Annotated in this window: 18 protein-coding genes; 11 read left to right on the top strand and 7 right to left on the bottom strand. The window is 46.7% G+C overall.

Going from position 1 to position 19,765, the window contains the following annotated elements; genetic code table 11:
- The first annotated feature begins 160 nt into the window (after positions 1 to 160).
- The 4 genes from NIT79A3_RS16685 to NIT79A3_RS16670 all read left to right on the top strand — a co-directional run bounded on the left by NIT79A3_RS16685 (position 161) and on the right by NIT79A3_RS16670 (position 3,772).
- Positions 161 to 556 (top strand): Hpt domain-containing protein, encoded by a 396-nt coding sequence (locus tag NIT79A3_RS16685; RefSeq protein ID WP_156797123.1) that lies wholly within the window; start codon positions 161 to 163, stop codon positions 554 to 556.
- 317 nt (positions 557 to 873) lie between these two features.
- Positions 874 to 2,001 (top strand): Re/Si-specific NAD(P)(+) transhydrogenase subunit alpha, encoded by a 1,128-nt coding sequence (locus NIT79A3_RS16680; RefSeq protein ID WP_013967310.1) that lies wholly within the window; start codon positions 874 to 876, stop codon positions 1,999 to 2,001.
- Positions 2,002 to 2,080: 79 nt separating this feature from the next.
- Positions 2,081 to 2,389, top strand: a complete 309-nt coding sequence (locus NIT79A3_RS16675; protein WP_013967309.1) for an NAD(P) transhydrogenase subunit alpha — start codon at positions 2,081 to 2,083, stop codon at positions 2,387 to 2,389.
- Positions 2,390 to 3,772 (top strand): NAD(P)(+) transhydrogenase (Re/Si-specific) subunit beta, encoded by a 1,383-nt coding sequence (locus NIT79A3_RS16670; protein ID WP_013967308.1) that lies wholly within the window; start codon positions 2,390 to 2,392, stop codon positions 3,770 to 3,772. It abuts the gene before it with no gap.
- 101 nt (positions 3,773 to 3,873) lie between these two features.
- Here the strand turns inward: NIT79A3_RS16670 and NIT79A3_RS16665 are convergent, their stop codons facing one another.
- The 5 genes from NIT79A3_RS16665 to NIT79A3_RS16645 all read right to left on the bottom strand — a co-directional run bounded on the left by NIT79A3_RS16665 (position 3,874) and on the right by NIT79A3_RS16645 (position 12,579).
- Positions 3,874 to 5,355, bottom strand: coding sequence for a protein adenylyltransferase SelO (locus NIT79A3_RS16665; RefSeq protein ID WP_013967307.1), 1,482 nt, complete (start codon positions 5,353 to 5,355; stop codon positions 3,874 to 3,876).
- A gap of 146 nt (positions 5,356 to 5,501) precedes the next feature.
- The gene (locus NIT79A3_RS16660; RefSeq protein WP_013967306.1) at positions 5,502 to 7,271 is read right to left on the bottom strand and encodes a restriction endonuclease subunit S; all 1,770 of its coding nucleotides are present in this window, start codon (positions 7,269 to 7,271) and stop codon (positions 5,502 to 5,504) included.
- Positions 7,268 to 8,467 carry an AAA family ATPase gene (locus NIT79A3_RS16655; protein WP_013967305.1) on the bottom strand — a complete coding sequence of 400 codons (1,200 nt, stop codon included), beginning with the start codon at positions 8,465 to 8,467 and terminating at the stop codon, positions 7,268 to 7,270. The genes NIT79A3_RS16660 and NIT79A3_RS16655 overlap by 4 nt, the downstream gene beginning before the upstream one ends.
- 240 nt (positions 8,468 to 8,707) lie before the next feature.
- Positions 8,708 to 10,177 carry a class I SAM-dependent DNA methyltransferase gene (locus tag NIT79A3_RS16650; RefSeq protein ID WP_013967304.1) on the bottom strand — a complete coding sequence of 490 codons (1,470 nt, stop codon included), beginning with the start codon at positions 10,175 to 10,177 and terminating at the stop codon, positions 8,708 to 8,710.
- A 38-nt stretch (positions 10,178 to 10,215) separates the two neighbouring features.
- Positions 10,216 to 12,579 (bottom strand): DEAD/DEAH box helicase family protein, encoded by a 2,364-nt coding sequence (locus NIT79A3_RS16645; protein ID WP_013967303.1) that lies wholly within the window; start codon positions 12,577 to 12,579, stop codon positions 10,216 to 10,218.
- Positions 12,580 to 12,862: 283 nt separating this feature from the next.
- On the opposite strand from NIT79A3_RS16645, the gene NIT79A3_RS16640 reads away from it, so the two are divergent.
- Entirely contained in the window at positions 12,863 to 13,135 is a 273-nt protein-coding gene (locus NIT79A3_RS16640) for an exosortase system-associated protein, TIGR04073 family (RefSeq protein ID WP_348225667.1), read from the top strand.
- A gap of 335 nt (positions 13,136 to 13,470) precedes the next feature.
- Here NIT79A3_RS16640 and NIT79A3_RS19645 read toward each other — a convergent pair whose 3' ends face one another.
- The gene (locus NIT79A3_RS19645) at positions 13,471 to 14,037 is read right to left on the bottom strand and encodes a PEP-CTERM sorting domain-containing protein (RefSeq protein ID WP_013967301.1); all 567 of its coding nucleotides are present in this window, start codon (positions 14,035 to 14,037) and stop codon (positions 13,471 to 13,473) included.
- 635 nt (positions 14,038 to 14,672) lie between these two features.
- Between NIT79A3_RS19645 and NIT79A3_RS16630 the strand changes: the two genes are divergently transcribed.
- From NIT79A3_RS16630 to NIT79A3_RS16605, 6 genes are all read left to right on the top strand, one after another.
- Entirely contained in the window at positions 14,673 to 15,860 is a 1,188-nt protein-coding gene (locus NIT79A3_RS16630) for a site-specific integrase (protein WP_013967300.1), read from the top strand.
- Positions 15,861 to 15,871: 11 nt separating this feature from the next.
- Positions 15,872 to 16,573, top strand: a complete 702-nt coding sequence (locus tag NIT79A3_RS16625) for a hypothetical protein (RefSeq protein ID WP_013967299.1) — start codon at positions 15,872 to 15,874, stop codon at positions 16,571 to 16,573.
- A gap of 144 nt (positions 16,574 to 16,717) precedes the next feature.
- Positions 16,718 to 16,948, top strand: coding sequence for a helix-turn-helix domain-containing protein (locus NIT79A3_RS16620; RefSeq protein WP_013967298.1), 231 nt, complete (start codon positions 16,718 to 16,720; stop codon positions 16,946 to 16,948).
- A 77-nt stretch (positions 16,949 to 17,025) separates the two neighbouring features.
- Positions 17,026 to 17,574, top strand: a complete 549-nt coding sequence (locus NIT79A3_RS16615) for a hypothetical protein (protein ID WP_013967297.1) — start codon at positions 17,026 to 17,028, stop codon at positions 17,572 to 17,574.
- A 201-nt stretch (positions 17,575 to 17,775) separates the two neighbouring features.
- Positions 17,776 to 18,495: a phage antirepressor KilAC domain-containing protein gene (locus NIT79A3_RS16610; protein ID WP_013967296.1), complete on the top strand. Its 720-nt coding sequence runs from the start codon at positions 17,776 to 17,778 to the stop codon at positions 18,493 to 18,495.
- Positions 18,492 to 18,719: a hypothetical protein gene (locus tag NIT79A3_RS16605; RefSeq protein ID WP_013967295.1), complete on the top strand. Its 228-nt coding sequence runs from the start codon at positions 18,492 to 18,494 to the stop codon at positions 18,717 to 18,719. Before NIT79A3_RS16610 ends, NIT79A3_RS16605 begins: the two co-directional genes overlap by 4 nt.
- 555 nt (positions 18,720 to 19,274) lie before the next feature.
- Here NIT79A3_RS16605 and NIT79A3_RS16600 read toward each other — a convergent pair.
- Positions 19,275 to 19,607, bottom strand: a complete 333-nt coding sequence (locus NIT79A3_RS16600) for an HU family DNA-binding protein (RefSeq protein ID WP_013967294.1) — start codon at positions 19,605 to 19,607, stop codon at positions 19,275 to 19,277.
- Between the last annotated feature and the right edge of the window lie 158 nt (positions 19,608 to 19,765).

Genomic DNA, 19,765 nt, shown 5'->3' with positions numbered 1-19,765 from the left:
AGCGCAGTTTATGCATAATAAGTAAGTGAGCATTTTTAGCCTGTTTTTAACACCGCAGGGCGACGCAGGTAGTTTTTCAGCGGTCTGATAAACGGCTTGGAATGAAATATTTTGTTTAGGCCTGGATTTTATACACAAAATTTTGCAACGATCTCGGAGGATGAAAAAAGTGACTGAACGAGTAGAGAAAGCGCTGTTGCAGGCTGAACCATTAGCAGTTGATATTGCAGTGCTGCGTCAAATGTTTCATAACAATAATGCATTGGTGCGTAAATTTGGGCTTAAATTCATTGAAGTTGCCAGTGACACGTTAGCAGAGATGAAAGAAGCGCAAGCTAAAAAAGACTTAGCAGAATTAGGCCGTTTAGGACATAAATTAAAATCTTCCGCCAGAACAATCGGTGCTTTAAGTTTCGCTGATTTGTGTGAAGGGCTTGAGAAAGCCAATACCGGCAATGATTGGTCCGGCGCGGAGTCATTGCTGGAAAAGATTCCACCTTTACTGGAAAGTATTACGCAACAATTAGCAAACGAGTTCAGTGAAATGAGTGAATAAGATCTTCCAAAGGGAAGTGCGTGATCAGAAAATCAAGCAATATCAAGTTTTTCCTAATCCATGTAATGCATTACGTGCAAATTGATTTATAATTCGCAGTTCGTTAAAAGAATTCAGGGCGCCTCTAAAAATTCAAAGTTCTAAACAACACGAGGCACGAGCAAAAAATGGTTACGCAGCCTATGTATGATAGGTAAGGAAACATTTTTTGCGAGCAACAAAGTGTTGTGACGTAATTTGGATTTTTTAGAGCTGCCCTTAAGCACAAATTTTGGTTTTTGTATGTAAGTAGGTTGGCAAGAAAAGGGAGATCATCAATGCATATAGGCATACCAGCAGAGATTCGCGGCGGAGAAACGCGTGTATCAGCGACACCGGAGACCGTGAAAAAATATACTGCCAAGGGTGTTCATAAAGTTTTAGTGCAGTCAGGCGCTGGTGCAGGTGCCAGTATACCGGACTCGGCTTATCAAGAAGCGGGCGCAACGATAGTCACTGATGTGGCCGAGTTATATGCGCAATCACAGATTGTACTCAAGGTCCGTAGCCCGGATTCCAGCGAATTAGCAATGGTGCGCAAGGATGCTGTGTTACTGGGTCTTTTGTCCCCCCATCATAAAGAGGGGGTAGATGCATTGGCACAACATGGGCTGACTGCGTTTGCGATGGAAAAGTTGCCACGTATTTCGCGTGCGCAGAATATGGACGTTTTATCCTCACAGGCAAATATTGCGGGCTATAAAGCTGTGATCATGGCGGCAAACGTTTATCAAAGATTCTTTCCCATGCTAATGACGGCAGCGGGTACTGTGAAAGCAGCGCGCGTTCTGATTTTGGGCGCGGGTGTAGCCGGTTTGCAGGCGATTGCAACAGCGAAAAGGCTGGGTGCCGTGGTTGAAGCTTTTGATGTACGGCCGGCAGTCAAAGAACAAGTGGAAAGCTTGGGTGCCAAATTTGTGGAAGTGCCACTCAGTGATGAAGAAAAAGCCAAAGCTGAAACGGCGGGCGGCTATGCAACCGAGATGTCGGAAGACTATAAGCGGCGCCAGGGTGAGTTAGTGCATGAACGCGCGATTGCGGCAGATATCATTATTACAACCGCGTTAATTCCCGGACGTCCGGCACCTGTTCTGATCAAGGAAGAAACTGTGCAAGCGATGAAGCCGGGTTCGGTGATTGTGGATATGGCAGTTGAAGCAGGCGGTAATTGCCCGCTGTCCGAGTTGGATAAAGCGGTCGTTAAACATGGTGTGCATTTGATCGGTATTGCAAATCTTCCAGGATTGGTAGCAGCGGATTCCAGTACATTGTATGCACGAAACCTGATGAATTTTCTGAATTTGATGCTTGACCCAGAAAGCGGTGAACTTAAAATAGATCGTTCTGATGAGATTATTGCAGGGACATTGCTTTGTGCGGGCGGGGAAATCGCCAGTAAATCATAGTCAACGCCGGACTCAAAAATTACGCGATATCAATTGCTACATTGAGAACGTACGGTTAACGAATTTTAAAGGAGTAATCATGATTGGTGAAATTGATCCATTTATTATCAATCTAACGGTTTTTGTGCTGGCGGTTTTTGTTGGCTATCATGTTGTATGGAATGTGACTCCAGCTTTGCATACACCTTTGATGTCAGTAACTAACGCTATTTCTGGCATTATTCTTGTGGGCGCGATGTTAGCAGCCGGACCGGCTGAAACGGATTGGGGAGTGTGGCTCGGTGCTGTTGCGGTAACACTGGCTTCAATTAATGTTTTTGGTGGATTTCTGGTAAGTCAGCGGATGCTGGAAATGTTCAAGAAAAAAGACAAAAAAGGAAGCGCATAAATGTCAGCAAATATGGTAGCACTTGCATATTTAGTGGCTTCAGTATTTTTTATACTGGCACTAAAAGGGCTAAGCTCGCCTGAATCTGCGCGCCGTGGCAATTTATTCGGTATGGTTGGTATGGCGATTGCGGTTGCCACAACCTTGACGCTTACCCAGAACTGGCCTCTGATTTTGGGGTGTATTGCAGTGGGTGGCATTATTGGTGCGCTCGTTGCGCAGCGTGTGCAGATGACAGCAATGCCGGAACTGGTTGCGTTTATGCACTCACTGGTTGGTTTAGCGGCCGTATTTATTGCGATTGCAGCGGTTAATAATCCGGTTTCATTCGGTTTGCCAGAAATTTTACCCGGCGGCAGTAAACTGGAATTGTTTTTGGGCACCTTTATTGGCGCTATGACATGGTCCGGTTCAGTGATTGCGTTCCTGAAATTATCCGGCCGCATGAGCGGTACACCAATTGTTTTCAGCGGTCAGCATATGATTAATCTATTGCTGGCAATCATCATGATTGGATTTGGTCTGTGGTTTTTCTTTAGTGAAACGACAAACTGGAACGCATTTATCGCAATGACCGCCATCGCATTCATTTTGGGGTTCCTGATTATTGTTCCTATTGGCGGCGCTGATATGCCGGTAGTGATATCCATGCTGAACTCCTATTCGGGGTGGGCTGCAGCAGGTATTGGTTTCTCTTTGGGCAATCCAATGTTGATCATCGCAGGATCACTGGTGGGCAGCTCGGGTGCGATTCTTTCCTATATTATGTGTAAAGCCATGAACCGGCCATTTCTATCAGTTATATTGGGTGGATTTGGCAGTGACGGCGGAACTGCAGCAGCGGCAGATGATGGCGTACAGAAGACATACCGCAGCGGCAGTGCGGAAGATGCCGCTTTCTTAATGGGTAATGCCGACAGTGTCATAATTGTGCCTGGCTATGGTTTGGCCGTTGCAAGGGCGCAACATGCCGTCAAGGAATTGGCTGAGAAGCTGCATGAAAAAGGCGTTAATGTACGCTTTGCGATTCATCCGGTAGCCGGACGTATGCCGGGACACATGAATGTGTTGCTGGCAGAAGCCGAGATTCCTTATGAACAAGTCTTGGAAATGGATGAAATCAACAGTGATTTCTCAAACACAGATGTTGTGCTGGTGTTGGGTGCGAATGATGTGGTGAATCCGGCAGCGAATGTTCCCGGTAGTCCGATTTATGGCATGCCGATCTTGGATGCGCATAAAGCGCGTACTGTTATGGTGGTTAAACGCAGTATGGCTGTGGGTTATGCCGGTCTTGATAACGACCTGTTCTATATGGATAAAACCATGATGATCTTTGGAGATGCCAAGAAAGTTGTGGAGAATTTGGTTAAAGCGCTGTGACGCACTGAAATTTTTTATTCAAAGAACGAAGGCGCAATTATTGAAAAATAATTGCGCCTTCGTGTTATCTGGCGCTGATTTAGAATTGTTGCGTAACAGACTTACGTTCCACAGAAAGTTTGATACACACGCTCTGAAGGCGCCGGTGGGGTGCGATACTCTGAATATTCCGGCGCATCGGCGTAGGGATTTGTCACTGCTGCAAGCAGCCGTTGCATCAGCGCGTAATCACCTCGCTCAGAGGCGGCCGCTAGTGCTTCTTCAACGCGATGGTTGCGCGGTATGACCGCAGGATTATTCGCCCGCATTAAGCCCAAAGCCGATGCTATCGATTCCGATTGGCGCGATAGTCTCGCCTGCCAGCGTGCATGCCAGGCAACAAAATCAGCATCTTGCAACACGGCATCTTCAGGAAATGTCTCAGCAGCCAGCGCGCGGAAGCTATTGGTGTAATCGGCCTGATGTTTGTGCATCCAGGTGAGCAGGCTTGCAATCAGCTCGCTATCTTCGGCCTCTTCAGTGAACAATCCCAATTTTCTCCGCATTCCTGCCAGCCAATGGGCTTGGTATATTTCCGGGAAAGCATGAATGGCTTGTTCCGCTAACGCCACTGCTTTTTCCTGCTCGGGATGGATGAGCGATAGCAATGTTTCGGCGAAGCGCGCTAGGTTCCATTGCGCCATATGTGGCTGGTTACTGTAACTATAGCGGCCACGCTGGTCGATTGAGCTAAATACCGTATCCGGATCGTAGGCATCCATAAATGCACAAGGGCCATAATCAATCGTCTCGCCGCTAATGGTCATATTATCCGTATTCATCACGCCATGAATGAAACCAACCAGCAACCACTGAGCAACGAGCGACGCCTGGCGTTCAATCACGCTATTTAAGAGCGCAAGATAAGGATTCTCCGCTTCGGAAAGATCCGGATAATGGCGCTGGATAACATAATCAGCCAAGGTTTTAATCCCCGCTTTATCCCCGGTTCCCGCAACATACTCAAATGTCCCCACACGAATATGACTCGCCGCTACACGAGTGAGAATCGCGCCGGGAAGCATGGTTTCCCGCATCACAGATTCACCGGTGGCAACTACCGCAAGACTGCGCGTAGTGGGTATGTGAAGCGCATGCATCGCCTCGCTGATAATATATTCGCGCAGCATCGGCGCAAGCGCTGCACGGCCGTCGCCGCGCCGTGAGAACGGCGTCTGGCCGGAACCTTTTAGCTGAATATCAAACCGTTCGCCCGCCGGAGTAACATGCTCGCCAAGCAATATCGCCCGCCCATCTCCCAGCATCGATAAGTGGCCAAACTGATGACCGGCATAGGCTTGCGCAATCGGCTGCATCGAGTCAGGCAAAGCATTGCCGGAAAACAGCAAAGCAGCTTCTGCTTCGGGTAATGTGCGGAAATCCAATCCCAGCGATTCTGCGAGTGCATGATTGACTATCACCACTCGCGGTGCACGCACTGGCACGGGATGAAGCTGCGCATACAGCGATTGGGGCAAACGCGCATAGCTGTTATCAAATCGCCAGCCAATGCGATCGTTCGCGGGTTTTGTATCTGTTTTCATGAGCGCTATCTCGTATTTATTAAGCCGGGCATTGTAAAGCATTAGCCGATGAGACAGCCGATGCGGGCATAGGTTGCAAACAGCTCCGCTGCGGAATCTCGGTTCAATTGCTGGAGATAAGCGGTTATTGCTGCTCATACATTCTTTCAGGAAGCTATCGCCTGCTCAACCACCCCATCCGCCAGCTTTTTCTGCAATTGGCTGGCTTGCGTGATGCGGGATTTGAGTTGATCGCAGAGGGTCATGAGTTCGTCGACTTTGGTGACGATGCGGTGTTGTTCACGCAATGTTGGAACTGCGAGTAAACAATTCTTTAGTTGAGTCATGTTGATAGATGCGAGATTAGTGGTTTGCTTTGATGATGCTTGGAAATATGCTTTTGCAATCGAATTCATATACATTTGAATCCATGAACTAGAAAGCCCCTCTGTTATTCTACGCATTCTGAAGATATGATTTTGATGAAGGCAATTCTCAATTTCAGCATTCCAGATAGCTGTTCTTCCAACTTTGTCCCAATCACCGCCTTCTGTTACGAGCAGATCGTCTCTTAACAATTGATAGCGTGATAATTCAGAATACTGTATTTCAACGGTCTTGATGCTATCAAGAACTAAGTATCCTCTCTGTACATTAGCTACGCGCAAGTAGGGTAATTCAACCAAATCAGCACTGGAGATTTTTCTACCGAGAGTTACACCACCAGTAATTTCAAGAACACTACCAAGTCTGACCCACTCCCACCCTTGCGGCAGCTCAAATGGCTTTTCCTCATCTGAAATCGGTGGTAATTGCTTATCCTTCTTGATTTTCCCTTCAGCAACCAACTTAGCCTTTTCCGCCTGTATGCGTTTCAACAATTCACTGGCCGGTTCATCGTTCGGGTCTTGCGGCACGAGTTTGCCCATCACCGCCAGTTGCAGCAAGGTTTGTTTGAGCGCATCGATACTGGCTTCGGTTGTGAACAGCGTATCGAAATGCGCAGCGATGCGTTGCCAGTTGGCGCTAAAGTCTTCCGCACTTTGCGATTGGGTCAGTGTGCCGAGCAGGTGGTTTACCAGTTTTTCGTGGGCTTCGGCGGCGTTGATGTGCTGCGTTTCCAGTTGATCGCACAGCGCCATTAGTTCATCGACTTTGGCTACGATGCGGTGTTGTTCTTCAGTCGGAGGTATAGCTGTGACAATTGCATTTATTTGCTCAGTGCTTAAGTTTGGGATCGCGCTGCCAAATGATTTCTTAAGGTTCTCTGCTATTTTTGTAGTCAAATCAAAATACAGGAACCTCTTTGAAACAATAAATGGAACAATCTTTCCTACACGCTGATTCAGATAAAAAACCTCTTCTGTAGCATTAAATCCAAGCTTTCCTGTGGTGGCACCAGACATTGCAATCACCAGATCACCATTTACAACTTGAAGCCGGACATCCAAGCTATCAACAACATCCTCAGAAACACGCGACATAAACTCAGGTTCGATTTTCCCTTGCTGAATATCACCAATTTTTACAACCCCAATTCCTTGAGTCGTAAAATCTTTACTGGAAAATGCAAAGCCGTTCACGTAATCAATAATACTGCCTAAACGCACCCACTCCCACCCCTTAGGCAATTCAAACGGCTTCTCCTCATCCGTAATCGGCGGCAATGGTTTGTTTTTCTTGATTTTTCCCTCAGCCATCAACCTAGCTTTTTCAACCTGTATGCGCTTCAACAATTCACCAGCCGGTTCATCATTCGGGTCTTGCGGCACCAATTTGCCGCGCACCGCCAGTTCCAGAATCAGCTCGCGCAGTTTCTTGATGCCATATACGCTGGTTCCATTGCCGCTACTGCGGCCACGGCCGGATTTCTTTTCTGTTTCGGCGCTGGTCCAGATGTCGAGTTGACCGGTCAACAATGATGGCAGGACGTTCATGTTTTACCGCCCTTGCCCGGCAATTGCGGCATGGCGCGCTTCATGAAGGTATCAAACAAAGGTACGGTAAATGCCGTGTCGCCGTGTGCCGGGCTGTAAATCATGCCTTTTTTCATTAAGCTGTCGCGCAGGGGGGCTACGGTTTGTACTTTGACACCCAATACGGCGGCGACATCGCCGGAGCGTTGCGGTTCTGCGCCGAGCTCAGCCAAGGCGCGCAAATAGTCTTTCTCACGCGGGGTCAGGCGATCAAAGCGCACGCGGAAAAAATTGGCATCGAGACGCTCGATGATTCGGGGTGTGGCGTGTTTTACATCGGCTAATTGTACCGGTGATTGCGGCGCATAATTCCAAGACTGATAGCCCCATTCTTGCAGAAAATAGGGGTAGCCTTGAGTCAGGCGGATGATTTCATCCAGTGCTTCGTCGGTGAAATCGGCCCCCTCTTTCTGCGCAGGCTCTCGTAAGGCTTGGCGTGCATCATCCGGCGCCAAGGGGCCCACTTCGGGAAAATCAAACAGTCGCTCGGCGTAGGATTTGGAGTCCCCGGCCAGTCCGGCCAATACCGGCAAGCCGGCACCGATCAGCACCAATGGCAAGCGCTTTTGCGCCATTTTGTGCATGGCCATGATCAGGGCGCTCAGTTCCTTGGCGGACAAATATTGAATCTCATCGAGCAGGATGGCGACAGGGATTTTTCTGTCCTGTGCAGCCTCTGCCACAGCGATGAACAACTCGGGTAGATCGGCTTCCAGATCCCCGCTATCGGCAGTCCCTGCTTCCGCTTCGATATCCAGACCGATTTCGAGATCACCCACGGTTATTTTTACGCCGTTGACAAAGCCTTTCAGCACACGCAAACCGCGCCGCACCTTGTTACTGACATTTTCCATGCGATCCAAGGACAATAACAGCTTGCGTAACGACGGTGCCAGCAAGGCTGTGAGTGACTTGCTTTCATGCGCTTCCACCAAAATAGTTTTGTAGCCGATCTGCTCCGCCAGGTTTTCCAACTCATTGAGCAGCACGGTTTTACCTACGCCGCGTAAACCCACCAGCAAGGCGCTTTTTCCCGGACGACCCTCACGGACGCGTGCCAGCAGTAGTTTGATCCTGTCAATTAGGGCGCTACGACCTGCGAGTTCGGGTGGTGGAGTGCCCGCGCCCGGAGAAAAAGGATTGCGTATTTCATCCATTGTTCAAGTCCTCTTTGTTTTTAGCAGTCTGTTAAGGAAGTTTTGAATAACTGTCATTTCGAGTGTAGCGAGAAATCTATAACGTTGATTTACAAAGATTCCTCACTTTTTTCGGAATGACAAACATGACTTAATCAGAGCTTCCTTAAGGTTATCGATATTTATAGATAAGTATATCAGATAATAAGTAACTAATAGTAAACCATAGTAACCTTATATAATCTTTCTATAGAATACCGATCAACGGGATCTGCCAAGCGCCTCTTCCAATATATCTTTCAACTGCCCGCGGAGCGCGGCGATGTCCTTTTGCATGGCGTGGTATTGCGCTAACAGCACGTTCGGGTCATGGATTTCCTGTTCGTTGATGTGCGGGTTTTTGCAGTCGAGGTTGTAGTTGCGTGCTTGGATGTCTTCCAGGCTGACTTTCCAGGTAAATTGGTTGGCTTCGCGGTGCTTGAAGCCGTTGGCTTCAACTCCCCACCAGGCTGCTGCGGCGTCGAATTCTTCGATTTTCATCGGCTTGGTTTTGTTGTAGCTTTTCACGCCAGGCGGGTACGGGTGTTCGTAAAACCAGATGTGTTGGGTCGGTGTGCCTTTGCTGAAAAACAGCAGGTTGGTTTTGATGCCGGTGTACGGGCTGAACACGCCGTTGGGCAGGCGCACGATGGTGTGCAGGTTGCATTCTTGCAGCAATTTTTCCTTGATGCGGGTTTTAATGCCTTCACCAAACAGGAAGCCATCGGGCAGAACCAGTGCAGCACGGCCGCCGGTCTTGAGCAGTTGCATAATCAGCACTAAAAACAGATCGGCGGTTTCGCGCGTGCGGAATGCCGCCGGGAAGTTGGTTTCGATGCCGTCTTCTTCCATGCCGCCGAACGGTGGATTGGTGATCACCACATCCACACGTTCTTTCGGTGTCCAACTGATGAGCGGGCGTGCCAGCGAGTTGTCGTGGCGGATGTTGTTCGGCACGTCGATGCCGTGCAGAATCATGTTGGTGGTGCACAGCAAATGCGGCAGCGGTTTTTTCTCGACGCCGAAAATACTGGCCTGGAGTTGCGTTTCATCATCCACCGTTTTCACGTCGTGTTTGCGCATGTGTTCAATCGAACAAGATAGAAAACCGCCGGTACCGCAGGCCGGGTCCATGATTTTCTCGCCGAGGCGCGGGTTGACCATGCGCACCATGAATTCGGTGACCGCGCGCGGGGTGTAAAACTCGCCGGCATTGCCGGCCGCCTGTAAATCGCGCAACAATTGTTCGTACATATCGCCAAACAGGTGGCGCTCCTGCGCTTTGTTGAAATCGACACCTTCCTGAATCTTGTTGATCACTTGCCGGATCAACTGACCGGATTTCATGTAGTTGTAGGCATCTTCAAACACCGAGCGGATCACATAAGCGCGCTGGTCGCCGCCTTTGGCTTCGAGTTGCTGCAAACCGGGAAACAGATCATTGTCGAGAAACTGCTTAAGGGCATCGCCGGTCATGCCTTCGGCATCCGCCGCCCAGTTGCGCCAGCGGTATCGCTCCGGCAATGGCGACTGGTAAGCGTCTTGCAGCAACTCCCACTCTCTTTCGCGGTCGTCAAAGATTTTCAGGAACAACATCCATACCAATTGGCTCAGGCGCTGCGCGTCACCGTCGACGCCGACGTCTTTGCGCATGATGTCTTGAATGGATTTAATGGTGGCGGAAATGCTCATCGGTGGAATTTTGTATTATTTTGTATTAATTAGGTTAATCAGGCGTAGAGATTGTCTTCCAGCTCGTGCAGCGCAGCCAGATAGGCGGATTTGCCGCCAAAGACGGAGACCAGTTCGCTGGCCGTCCCCATGTCTTTGAACGGGTCGAGCGTGAGGATTTTGATGTCTTCGATGTTTTCAATGCCGGTATCGGCGTATTTTTCCAGCAGACTTTCCAGAACCTGGCGTGCTTGTTCGCTGTACTTGGCAAAGTAGTTGCGCTTTTTCACTTGCTCCGCACGTTCGCGCCGGGTCAGCGGCGGCTGGTCAAAGGCGACATGGCAGATCAGATCAAACGCGTCGAAATCCTTGCCCACTTCATCCGCCAGCGGCTCGAGCAACACGCCGTGTTGTTGCAATTCCAGCAGAATGGAGGCTTTGCGTTCGGCCTGACTCCAACGGCGCAGGAATTCATCCAGCGAGGCATAATCTTTGCGTACTGTCTGGCGCGTGTAATCCTTGAGTGATTCGGTGATCAGTTTACCTTCCGGGCCGTAATACTGCACGCGTTCGGCAACGATATACACGGTGACATCGCCCAGGGTGTATTTCACTCGCTTGGGGGCGGATTCTTCAAATCCCCCCTCGATCCCCCCTTTTTCTAAGGGGGGAAGCGGGTTTCCTTGTTCATCGAAGTGTGTTCCGGGTTCTTCATCCGGTGGTACGGGGGATTCGTCGCTTGCCGGTTCGTAGATCATCACGGGGTCGCCGTCGAAATTCTTGTCGGCGAAAAGTTCGGTTGCTTTCTTAAAGTCCATGATGGTGAACCAGAACTTGTTGTAATCTTCGTTGATACGGGTGCCGCGCCCGATGATTTGTTTGAATTCGGTCATCGACTTGATGTGTTGATCCAGCACCACCAATTTGCAGGTTTGCGCATCGACGCCGGTGGTCATCAGTTTGGAAGTGGTGGCGATCACCGGGTAGCGCTCTTCCGGGTTGATAAAGTTATCCAATTCAGCCTTGCCTTCGATTTCATCGCCGGTAATGCGCATGACGTATTTGCGGTTTTCCTTGATCCGCTCGGGATTTTGATTCACCAACGCTTGGCGCATGCGCTCGGCGTGGTCGATGTCGTCACAAAACACGATGGTCTTGGCATAGGGGTCTGTGGCCGTTAGGAATTCGGTGATTTTCCGGGCGACCAGCTCGGTGCGCTGTTCCAGCACCAGCGTGCGGTCCATGTCGTTCAGATTATAAATACGGTCTTCAATCAACTGGCCATGCTTGTCGGTCTGGCCTTTACTCGGCCGCCAGCCTTGCAGGTCTTTGTCGATGTCGATACGCACGACTTTGTACGGTGCGAGAAAGCCATCTTCAATACCTTGCTTCAGCGTATAACTGTAAATGGGATCGCCAAAGTAATGAATACTCGAAACGTCCCGGGTTTCTTTCGGTGTGGCGGTTAAACCGATATGCGTGGCGGAGGAAAAATACGCCAGGATCTCGCGCCAGGCTGAATCTTCCGCGGCGCTGCCGCGATGGCATTCGTCAATCACGATCAGATCAAAGAAATCCGGCGAGAATTGCTTGTAGATGTTTTGTTCTTCTTCGTTGCCGGTAACCGCCTGATACAGCGACAGGTAAATTTCGTAACTCTTGTCGATCTGGCGTTTACTGATCTTGGTCATCGCTGCGCCAAACGGTTTGAAATCATTGTTTTTGGTCTGATCGACCAGAATATTGCGGTCAGCCAAAAACAGGATGCGCTTCTTGGCGCCGGACTTCCACAATCGCCAGATGATCTGGAATGCTGTGTAGGTTTTGCCCGTGCCGGTTGCCATGACCAGCAAAATGCGCTGCTGGTTTTTCGCCACGGCTTCCACCGTGTTGTTGATGGCATTGGCCTGGTAATAGCGCGGAACACGGCCGGTGCCGTCATCATAGTAAGGCATTTCGATGGTATGGCGTGCCTCGGCTGATTCCAGTCCTTTCGATTGGCAATAGCGTTGCCAGAGTTGTGCGGGCGATGGAAAGGCATCCAACGCCAGTTCTTGTTCGATCCGATCAGCCAGTCCGGTACGGTCATGCATCAGAAAACCATTGCCATTGGAGCTGAATACAAAGGGTACGCCAAGCGTGTCGGCATAATTTAACGCCTGTTGCATACCGGCACCCACGCTGTAATTGTTTTCCTTGGCTTCAATCACCGCCAGCGGGATATTCGATTTAAAGTACAAGATATAGTCGGCGCGTTTTTGTTCTCCACGCGTATGCAACTTGCCGCGCACGATAATGCGGCCTTTGGTGAAACTCACTTCCTCCCGGATCTGACTGTGCAAATCCCATCCGGCTCTAACCAGCGCAGGGGTAATGTATTTGGTGCAGATATCACGTTCGGAAAGGTTCTTTTTGTCGACCATGCGGCGGGTATATCCTTGTGTAGCCGTTTCAATTAGCTTTTATCGATAGGCTATAAAAATGGGCCTTTGAAAAATAGCATGCTTACGATTAAAGTAGAAAATATTCTTATGACGCTAGACTATCAGATTATATCTGCTAGTCTAGAACCTAAAAATTAAAAGGAGTTTTTTGATGAGATCAATTTCCAGATTAGCTTTACTAATTTCTATGCTATTCCTTTTTTCGTCTCAAGCTCAAGCAGACGAATCAATAACCACCGATGTTTATTTTAGCAGGGCAGGCATGAAGATTCTGAGTGGCGTGGCCAATGTGACTACCGGTTGGATGGAGCTACCCAAAAATATCAGTATATGGAACCAAAAGAATAACAACATGCTCAGTGATTTTACTGAAGGCGTGCTATGGGGCATTGTTCATACGGCTGGCCGCACCGCAAGCGGTGCAGTGGATCTGGCCACTTTTTGGCTGCCAACCTTTCCAACGCCAAGCCCAGTATTTGTTTGGGATGATTTTTCTAAAGAGTCAGACTACTACGGGTTCCGGATGGGTAGGTGATCTGCATGGGAAACTGGTCTGATCGCTCGACACATGCCACAATTTGCAGCGTATGTGTCGATACTGTCCAATTTACTGTTTGATTCTTTTCAGAGAAGGCTAACTTTAGTTTAGATGATGCCGGGTGCGTACTTCAATTTCTTTCTAAACATCCAGGAAAAAAATGAAAAGCACTGAGATTAATGGAGTTTAAAGTTGTAAGTTTACGATATTGCTTGAGAATATTTCTTATTCTGCTGTGATTCAGGGATAAAGAGGGATTCATTATCCGAGAAACAGAACGGGAGCTAAAGCTCCCGTTCTGAATTAAAACTGAGTCATAGTCATGAACAAAATTACATGACAGATACTTTTTTACGACGTGTTGCAAAGCCCAATAGACCAAGACCTGTCAGTAACATAGCATAAGTTTCAGGTTCTGGCACAGCAGCTATCGTGTTGGTGAACGAGAAGCTGAGATCATTATAATCGAAAGGCCCGCCGTTGAGATCCTCGAAGCTAACCAAGGTAGTATTGGGTAACCAACCGGATTCTACTCGCGCATGGGCGTGACCATCTGGATTCCGGCTCGCTGGACCAGTAAAAAAATCATCTCCTGTATTGTTGACATGCAGACGGAAAATTAACTCGGTTCCAGCAGAAAATGTGCCCAGACTGACTTCCGTTCCAACCGGTGTGGCGTGATTATTAAAAATAAAAGTTGAATCAAGGTAGAGGTCGTTGCTGTATGCAGCTGAATTACCTTGGTAGGTAGCTTTGATCTCTCCACCTGTTGCTATCACTAATAATCCTTCAGTGCCTGGTGCAGCGATTGGGAAAGCAAAAGCAGAAGTGCTCACCGCTCCAGCTACGATTACCACAGTGGCCAATCGAGCAAATACATGGAAAAGTACTTGAAACATGAAAATCTCCTTTTTGTTGTTGACGGAGAAAACGAAGGTCAACCCGTAATACTTCTCATGTTGAAATTTTCTTCAACACAAAATGTAATTTCTTGTGAATAGCTTATTACTTATTTTTGCAGTTTAAGTATTAAACCGAATAACGGTCTTTAGCTTATATATAAAATTTGCCTAACAGAATGGGAAACTACTCCTTTTTTCCCAGTACATAGATACTGCTATTCTGCATGAGACTGGTAGGACATTTGTCCTATACAATGTTCACCAACATACCGAGATTTCGGTATCTCAACCGCATGCAGCATAATCAAACAGTCATGACTCACTTTCAGATTAAGGTTTTTTGACGGCTGTGAATGTCTATCAAGGAGACTATACTCTGCCGTCAGGTATGCTTATTACTAATATAATCACAATAAAAAACTGAGGAAATATTATTGGCGCCCTGAACACGAATCGAACGTGCGACCTACCCCTTAGGAGTTTCAAAGTCTCCATATTTCCACTGATTAACCAACATTAATGTATATATATTTAACAGCATGTTATAATATTTTTGCATTAATGATGCTACACTAGAATTAACCAAAATTTATCTATTATGTGGCACTGGTGTGGCACCGGATTGGGGCGATATGGAAAATAAAGTTAATTTTACTAAAGCAATTATTGACTCATTGCCGATGCCGGAATCAGGCAAGCGCAATATTTATCACGATACGAAAATATCTGGCTTACAACTACGCGTAACCAGCGTAAAGACTTTTTTTATCAATAGACGAATTAAAGGAGGCGATCCTCAACGCATTACTCTTGGGCGCTATCCTGATATGACGATCGAACAGGCAAGACGCAAAACATTGGAGTTAGTCCACGATATTGCTGAAGGTAAAAATCCTGCTGATATGGTTCGAGAAGCAAGGAAAGAAATGACGCTAGATGGATTATTTGAGGAATATATGAATAGGCGCGCAGTCTTCAATAAACGTCCAGATAAGCCGAAAGCGACATATCGACTTTATTTATCAAAGTTTGGAAAACGAAAGTTATCATCTATCAAACACGAAGAAATCGATCGGTTTCATAAAAAGATCGGGCGAGAAGTTGGAATAGTGACTGCCAATATTGTTCTAAAACTACTTCATGTCATGTTCAACAAAGCAATCAATGAGTGGCGAATATGGAAAGGCGAGAACCCAGCTCACGGGATAGCAAAATTTTCCGAGCAATCCCGTGACCGCTTTCTGCAATCCGACGAATTACCCCGATTCTTTCAAGCAGTAGCAGAAGAAGAAAACGAAACAATCCGGGATTACGTGCTGATATCTTTACTAACGGGCGCAAGAAGATCGAATGTTTTAGCCATGCGCTGGAAAGATATTAATTTTGATCGGGCAGAATGGCGCATTGAAAAAACCAAGAACGGCACACCACAAACCGTTACACTTTCACCCGAAGTGATAGAGATATTGCACAACAGAAAACCTCTAGATGGCACTGCATTTGTTTTTCCTGGTTCGGGTAAATCTCTTCATCTTGAAGAGCCGAAAAAGGGCTGGAAGCGCATTTTAGATCGGGCTGGTATTGAAGACTTACGCCTTCACGATTTGAGGCGAACGCTGGGAAGTTGGCAAGCTAAAACAGGTGCTTCATTGGCGATTATTGGAAAATCACTCAATCACAAGAATCAAAATACTACCGCGATTTATGCACGGCTTGATCTAGATCCCATTCGAGATTCGGTCAATAAGGCTACAAGCGCAATGCTGACTGCTGCCGGTCTTAAAGAAAGCAACAAAGTTGTGAAACTAAAGAAAGACTGAAATGAACTGTTATGTTAAAGCGTTACTACAGTATACAGGAAGCAGTAGAATTCCTAACTTTTGAGATAAAACAAAACTTAAGTGCAAAGGATATAGTGGAAAGCGCTATACGAGGTGAGATTCGTTTCTGCATTTGGTTTGATGGGGGTCTTGCAAAATTCAAATATACCGAAGAATTTCCCTTTTCTTCACTTGATGATGGTCCGTATCTATTTAGAGGGTATATTAAAATTCCGAGAAGTGAGATTGAGCCAGAACGCGAACTTGTATGTTTCGATCCTAATGAAATTCACGAAATATTATTTACTTACGATGATTATCAGTTCCCTGAAATTGAATCTCCCTATTTTTATAGTCCATATGATTACAATCATGAAAAGAAAGAGTATGAACGAGCTTTTTACCAGGTTAACTATAATGATGCCGTAATTCCTAGTGAAGATATATTGGCTCTGATATCGACAAACCAAAGAAAAGTAGTGGCACAGATAATTTCCGTCAATCAGCATAAATCGAAAATGTTGGTAATATTAAATCAAGCATTTAATAAATTTTGGACTAACGTTGACAAAAATGATCCAACAACGTATCCAAAAAAAATTACTGTAGTAGCTTGGCTTCAAAAAAATGGCTTTTCCCAGAGTCTTGCAGAGAAAGGTGCAACAATAATCCGACCAGAGTGGGTGCCAGCAGGACGCAGACCTGAAGAATAGTGGTATCCTTAAACTCAGTAATGACGCCATTTTATAAATGGTTGCACCTTTAATATAGAATCCTTTTTAATTTTTTTATTTCTTCGTTTTGTGTAACTTTCCTAATATCTCTGGATGTGTTCCAGTTTTTACTTAAGGAAATTTATGCAAGCACAATCAGCAATATCATCAATCCTAAAGAATCAATCCACCGATCCACTATTCACTCCATCGGAAGCAGCCGCCTATATTGGCGTAACTGAAAACACACTCAGCGTTTGGCGATGTGTGGGGCGCTATAACATCCAATTCGTCAAAGTCGGTCGGCTGGTTAAATATCGCAAATCTGCACTGGATGCTTTCCTTGATCGTCGCACAATCGGCGGCGAGCCATAATTCCTATGGCAATAAATCTAATTTGTAGCGCACAACAAATAAATTAGTATTTCCGATCTTTCAAGGGAACTTTCTGCATGAGTGGTAAGAAGAAGAACTGGCTTTCACCCGAACGCCGTGAACCGGGTGGATTTGCAGCTTTGCCTCATTGCTTGCTTGAAAGCAAAGTCTATATCGGATTATCCGCTCAGGCAGTGAAGCTCCTGAATGATCTGCTGGCACAATTCAAAGGATTCAATAACGGCGATTTGTGTCTGTCATGGTCGGTCATGGAGAAACGCGGCTGGAAATCACGCGACACACTCAACAAAGCCCGCAAGGAGCTAATGGATGTGGAATTGATCATAGTCTCGCGCTATGGAGACCGCAAGCGCGCACATCTTTACGCCCTGACCTTTTCTGCCATAGATGAATGTGGTGGAAAACTGGATATTAAAGCAACCAATAAGCCCTTGAGTTTATGGCGGCTGCATGAACCATTACCGCCTCTCAAAATTAAATTGACTCCCACGCCCGGCGTGTCAAATGTGGTCGATATAACACGCCCAGCGTGCGGTCCTCCTGATGAAACTGCCGAATATGACACGCCCACCGTGTTAAATCAGGCAATTTCTCAGAACTTATGACACGCCTGTCGTGCACCTTTCTATATAGCCATACTATGGGTTTGAATTTAATGGATGTCAGGAAAGTCTTTATTGGTTCCTTTTTGACAATGAATGCTGTGATAAGGGGTATGAGGCCGGTATCGATGATGGTGACATGAGATCAATTAAAACGATAGAAGATTATCTTTGTCTGGCGAATATAAATAAGGAAGTTTAATCATGAACAATCTAATTAATAGAGATACAGAAGCCGTGACAATGACCAGCCTTGAGTTGGTTGAATTTATCAACTTGCAACGCGAAGAGGGTGAATCTGAGCTTCGTCACGATCATTTTATAGCAAAAGTGCCTCAAGTATTGGGCGAATCAGGTGCCCCAAATTTTCGGGACACCTACAGAGACGTTCAAAACAAAGAGCGTCCTAGCTACCGCTTCCCTAAGCGCGAAGCCTGCCTAATGGCTATGAGCTACAGCTACGATTTGCAGGCAAAAGTGTTCGATAAGATGACGACACTAGAAGCTCAATCAGTCCACAAGATACCTGAAACACTTCCTGAAGCTTTACGTCTTGCGGCTGAGCTAGCGGATGGCCTAGCTAAGGTCGAGGCGAAACTTGCACTTGTCGCACCGAAGGCGGAAGCGCTCGACCTTATCTCAGCCGGGAAAGACACGCTGACGATGACCCAAGTCGCGAAGGTGCTGGGGGTCAAGCGAAAAGATCTCATGGCGCAACTGCATGTTGATGGTTGGGCATATCGTCAGAACGGTTCTTGGGTCGCCTACGACGCGTACATCAAAAACGGGTGCCTGCAATTTAAGGAAGCCATCTACACGGACGACAAGACCGGGCAAGAATGCCGCAAACCTTACTGCCATGTAACTCCCAAGGGTCTGACGAAATTGGCTCGCATGTTTTCAATTGAACTGGAGGCAGCATGAACCGAAACGAACTTATTGCAGAAATCAATAAACATGCAGACTACTTGATTAAAGAAGATCTGCTGGTTAGTCCCAATGATGAAGCATTTTCAGTCTCGATTCTGAATGAATTGGTTGAGGTTGGCGAGAAGCTCCCGGAAAGCACTCTATTAATTTTGTTCGGGTTGCTGGTGGTTTTCGAGATACGCCATCGGAATGAGAAGGCGAGATCGGTAATGCAATGACAAACCGCTACACCTGTGCACATTACGGCGAAAGATATGGTTTTTTTGTCAGAGATATTTCAAGTGAATTAGTTTTGAATTAATTGAAGTAGAAGTGGATCCTGGTAGCAGAGTTCTTTGAGGTTAGTGTGAGTACCATCCTCAATTGGAAGAACGAACATCCTGAATTCTTGGCATCCATAAAAAAGGGAAAGATGGCAGCTGTTTCAAAAGTTGCCGAGAGGAAAAAGACCATAACAACCAGTCTCACTGGATAGGACTGGATAAGCGGATGGTGATTCAAGGGTTATTGGCACACAGAAAGAGACAAAGAAACTCGGGTTTATGTGGTAACTATCGATGCGCCACCTGAATATACTTGGATACATGACCGCTGGCCAAGATTGGTTCGACTGAAGGATCAATAGTCGTTCAGGTTTTATTTGATCTGGTCGATGAATTAATTGTAGACAGAAGAGAAGTCTACAATATGATTTTATTCATAAACTTTCCCCAGGGAATTGTTCTTCCTTGATGATTCCCTGGGCTCTTCCAATCAAAACACACCCAATCGTATTATTTCTTTTTTTCAGTTTGTTTAGGCTTTGCTGATTTGGCAGCATTGGTTTTCTTAACAGAAGCCGCAGCATCAGAAAGGGCTTTACCTGGCTTGAATTTAACGACCTTTTTGGCAGGAATTGTCATGGTTACACCAGTCGCTGGATTGCGGCCTTCACGACCTGCGCGTTCTGTTACTGAGAAAGTACCAAATCCCACAAGCTGAACATCGCTGCCACTAGCCATGGCTTCCTGAATAACTTCAAGCAATTCGTTCAGCATCGCGGTTGTTTGGGCTTTGGTAGTATTAGAGCGCGTAGCAATGGCTTCAATCAATTCGGTCTTGTTCATGGGGATGCCCTATTAGTGGTTTAAGAAGTGGTTGGTAATCTAGCAGGGTATAATGTGAAAAATCAACAACTTTTATTCATTTTATACATTTATCATCTGAAAGCTTATTTCATTCGCAAATATAAGACACAGTAGGATTTTAAAAACAATTATTCGAT

It is taken from the genome of Nitrosomonas sp. Is79A3 (assembly GCF_000219585.1).
Taxonomy (GTDB): Bacteria; Pseudomonadota; Gammaproteobacteria; order Burkholderiales; family Nitrosomonadaceae; genus Nitrosomonas.
This window is presented reverse-complemented; position numbering and strand designations above follow the sequence as displayed.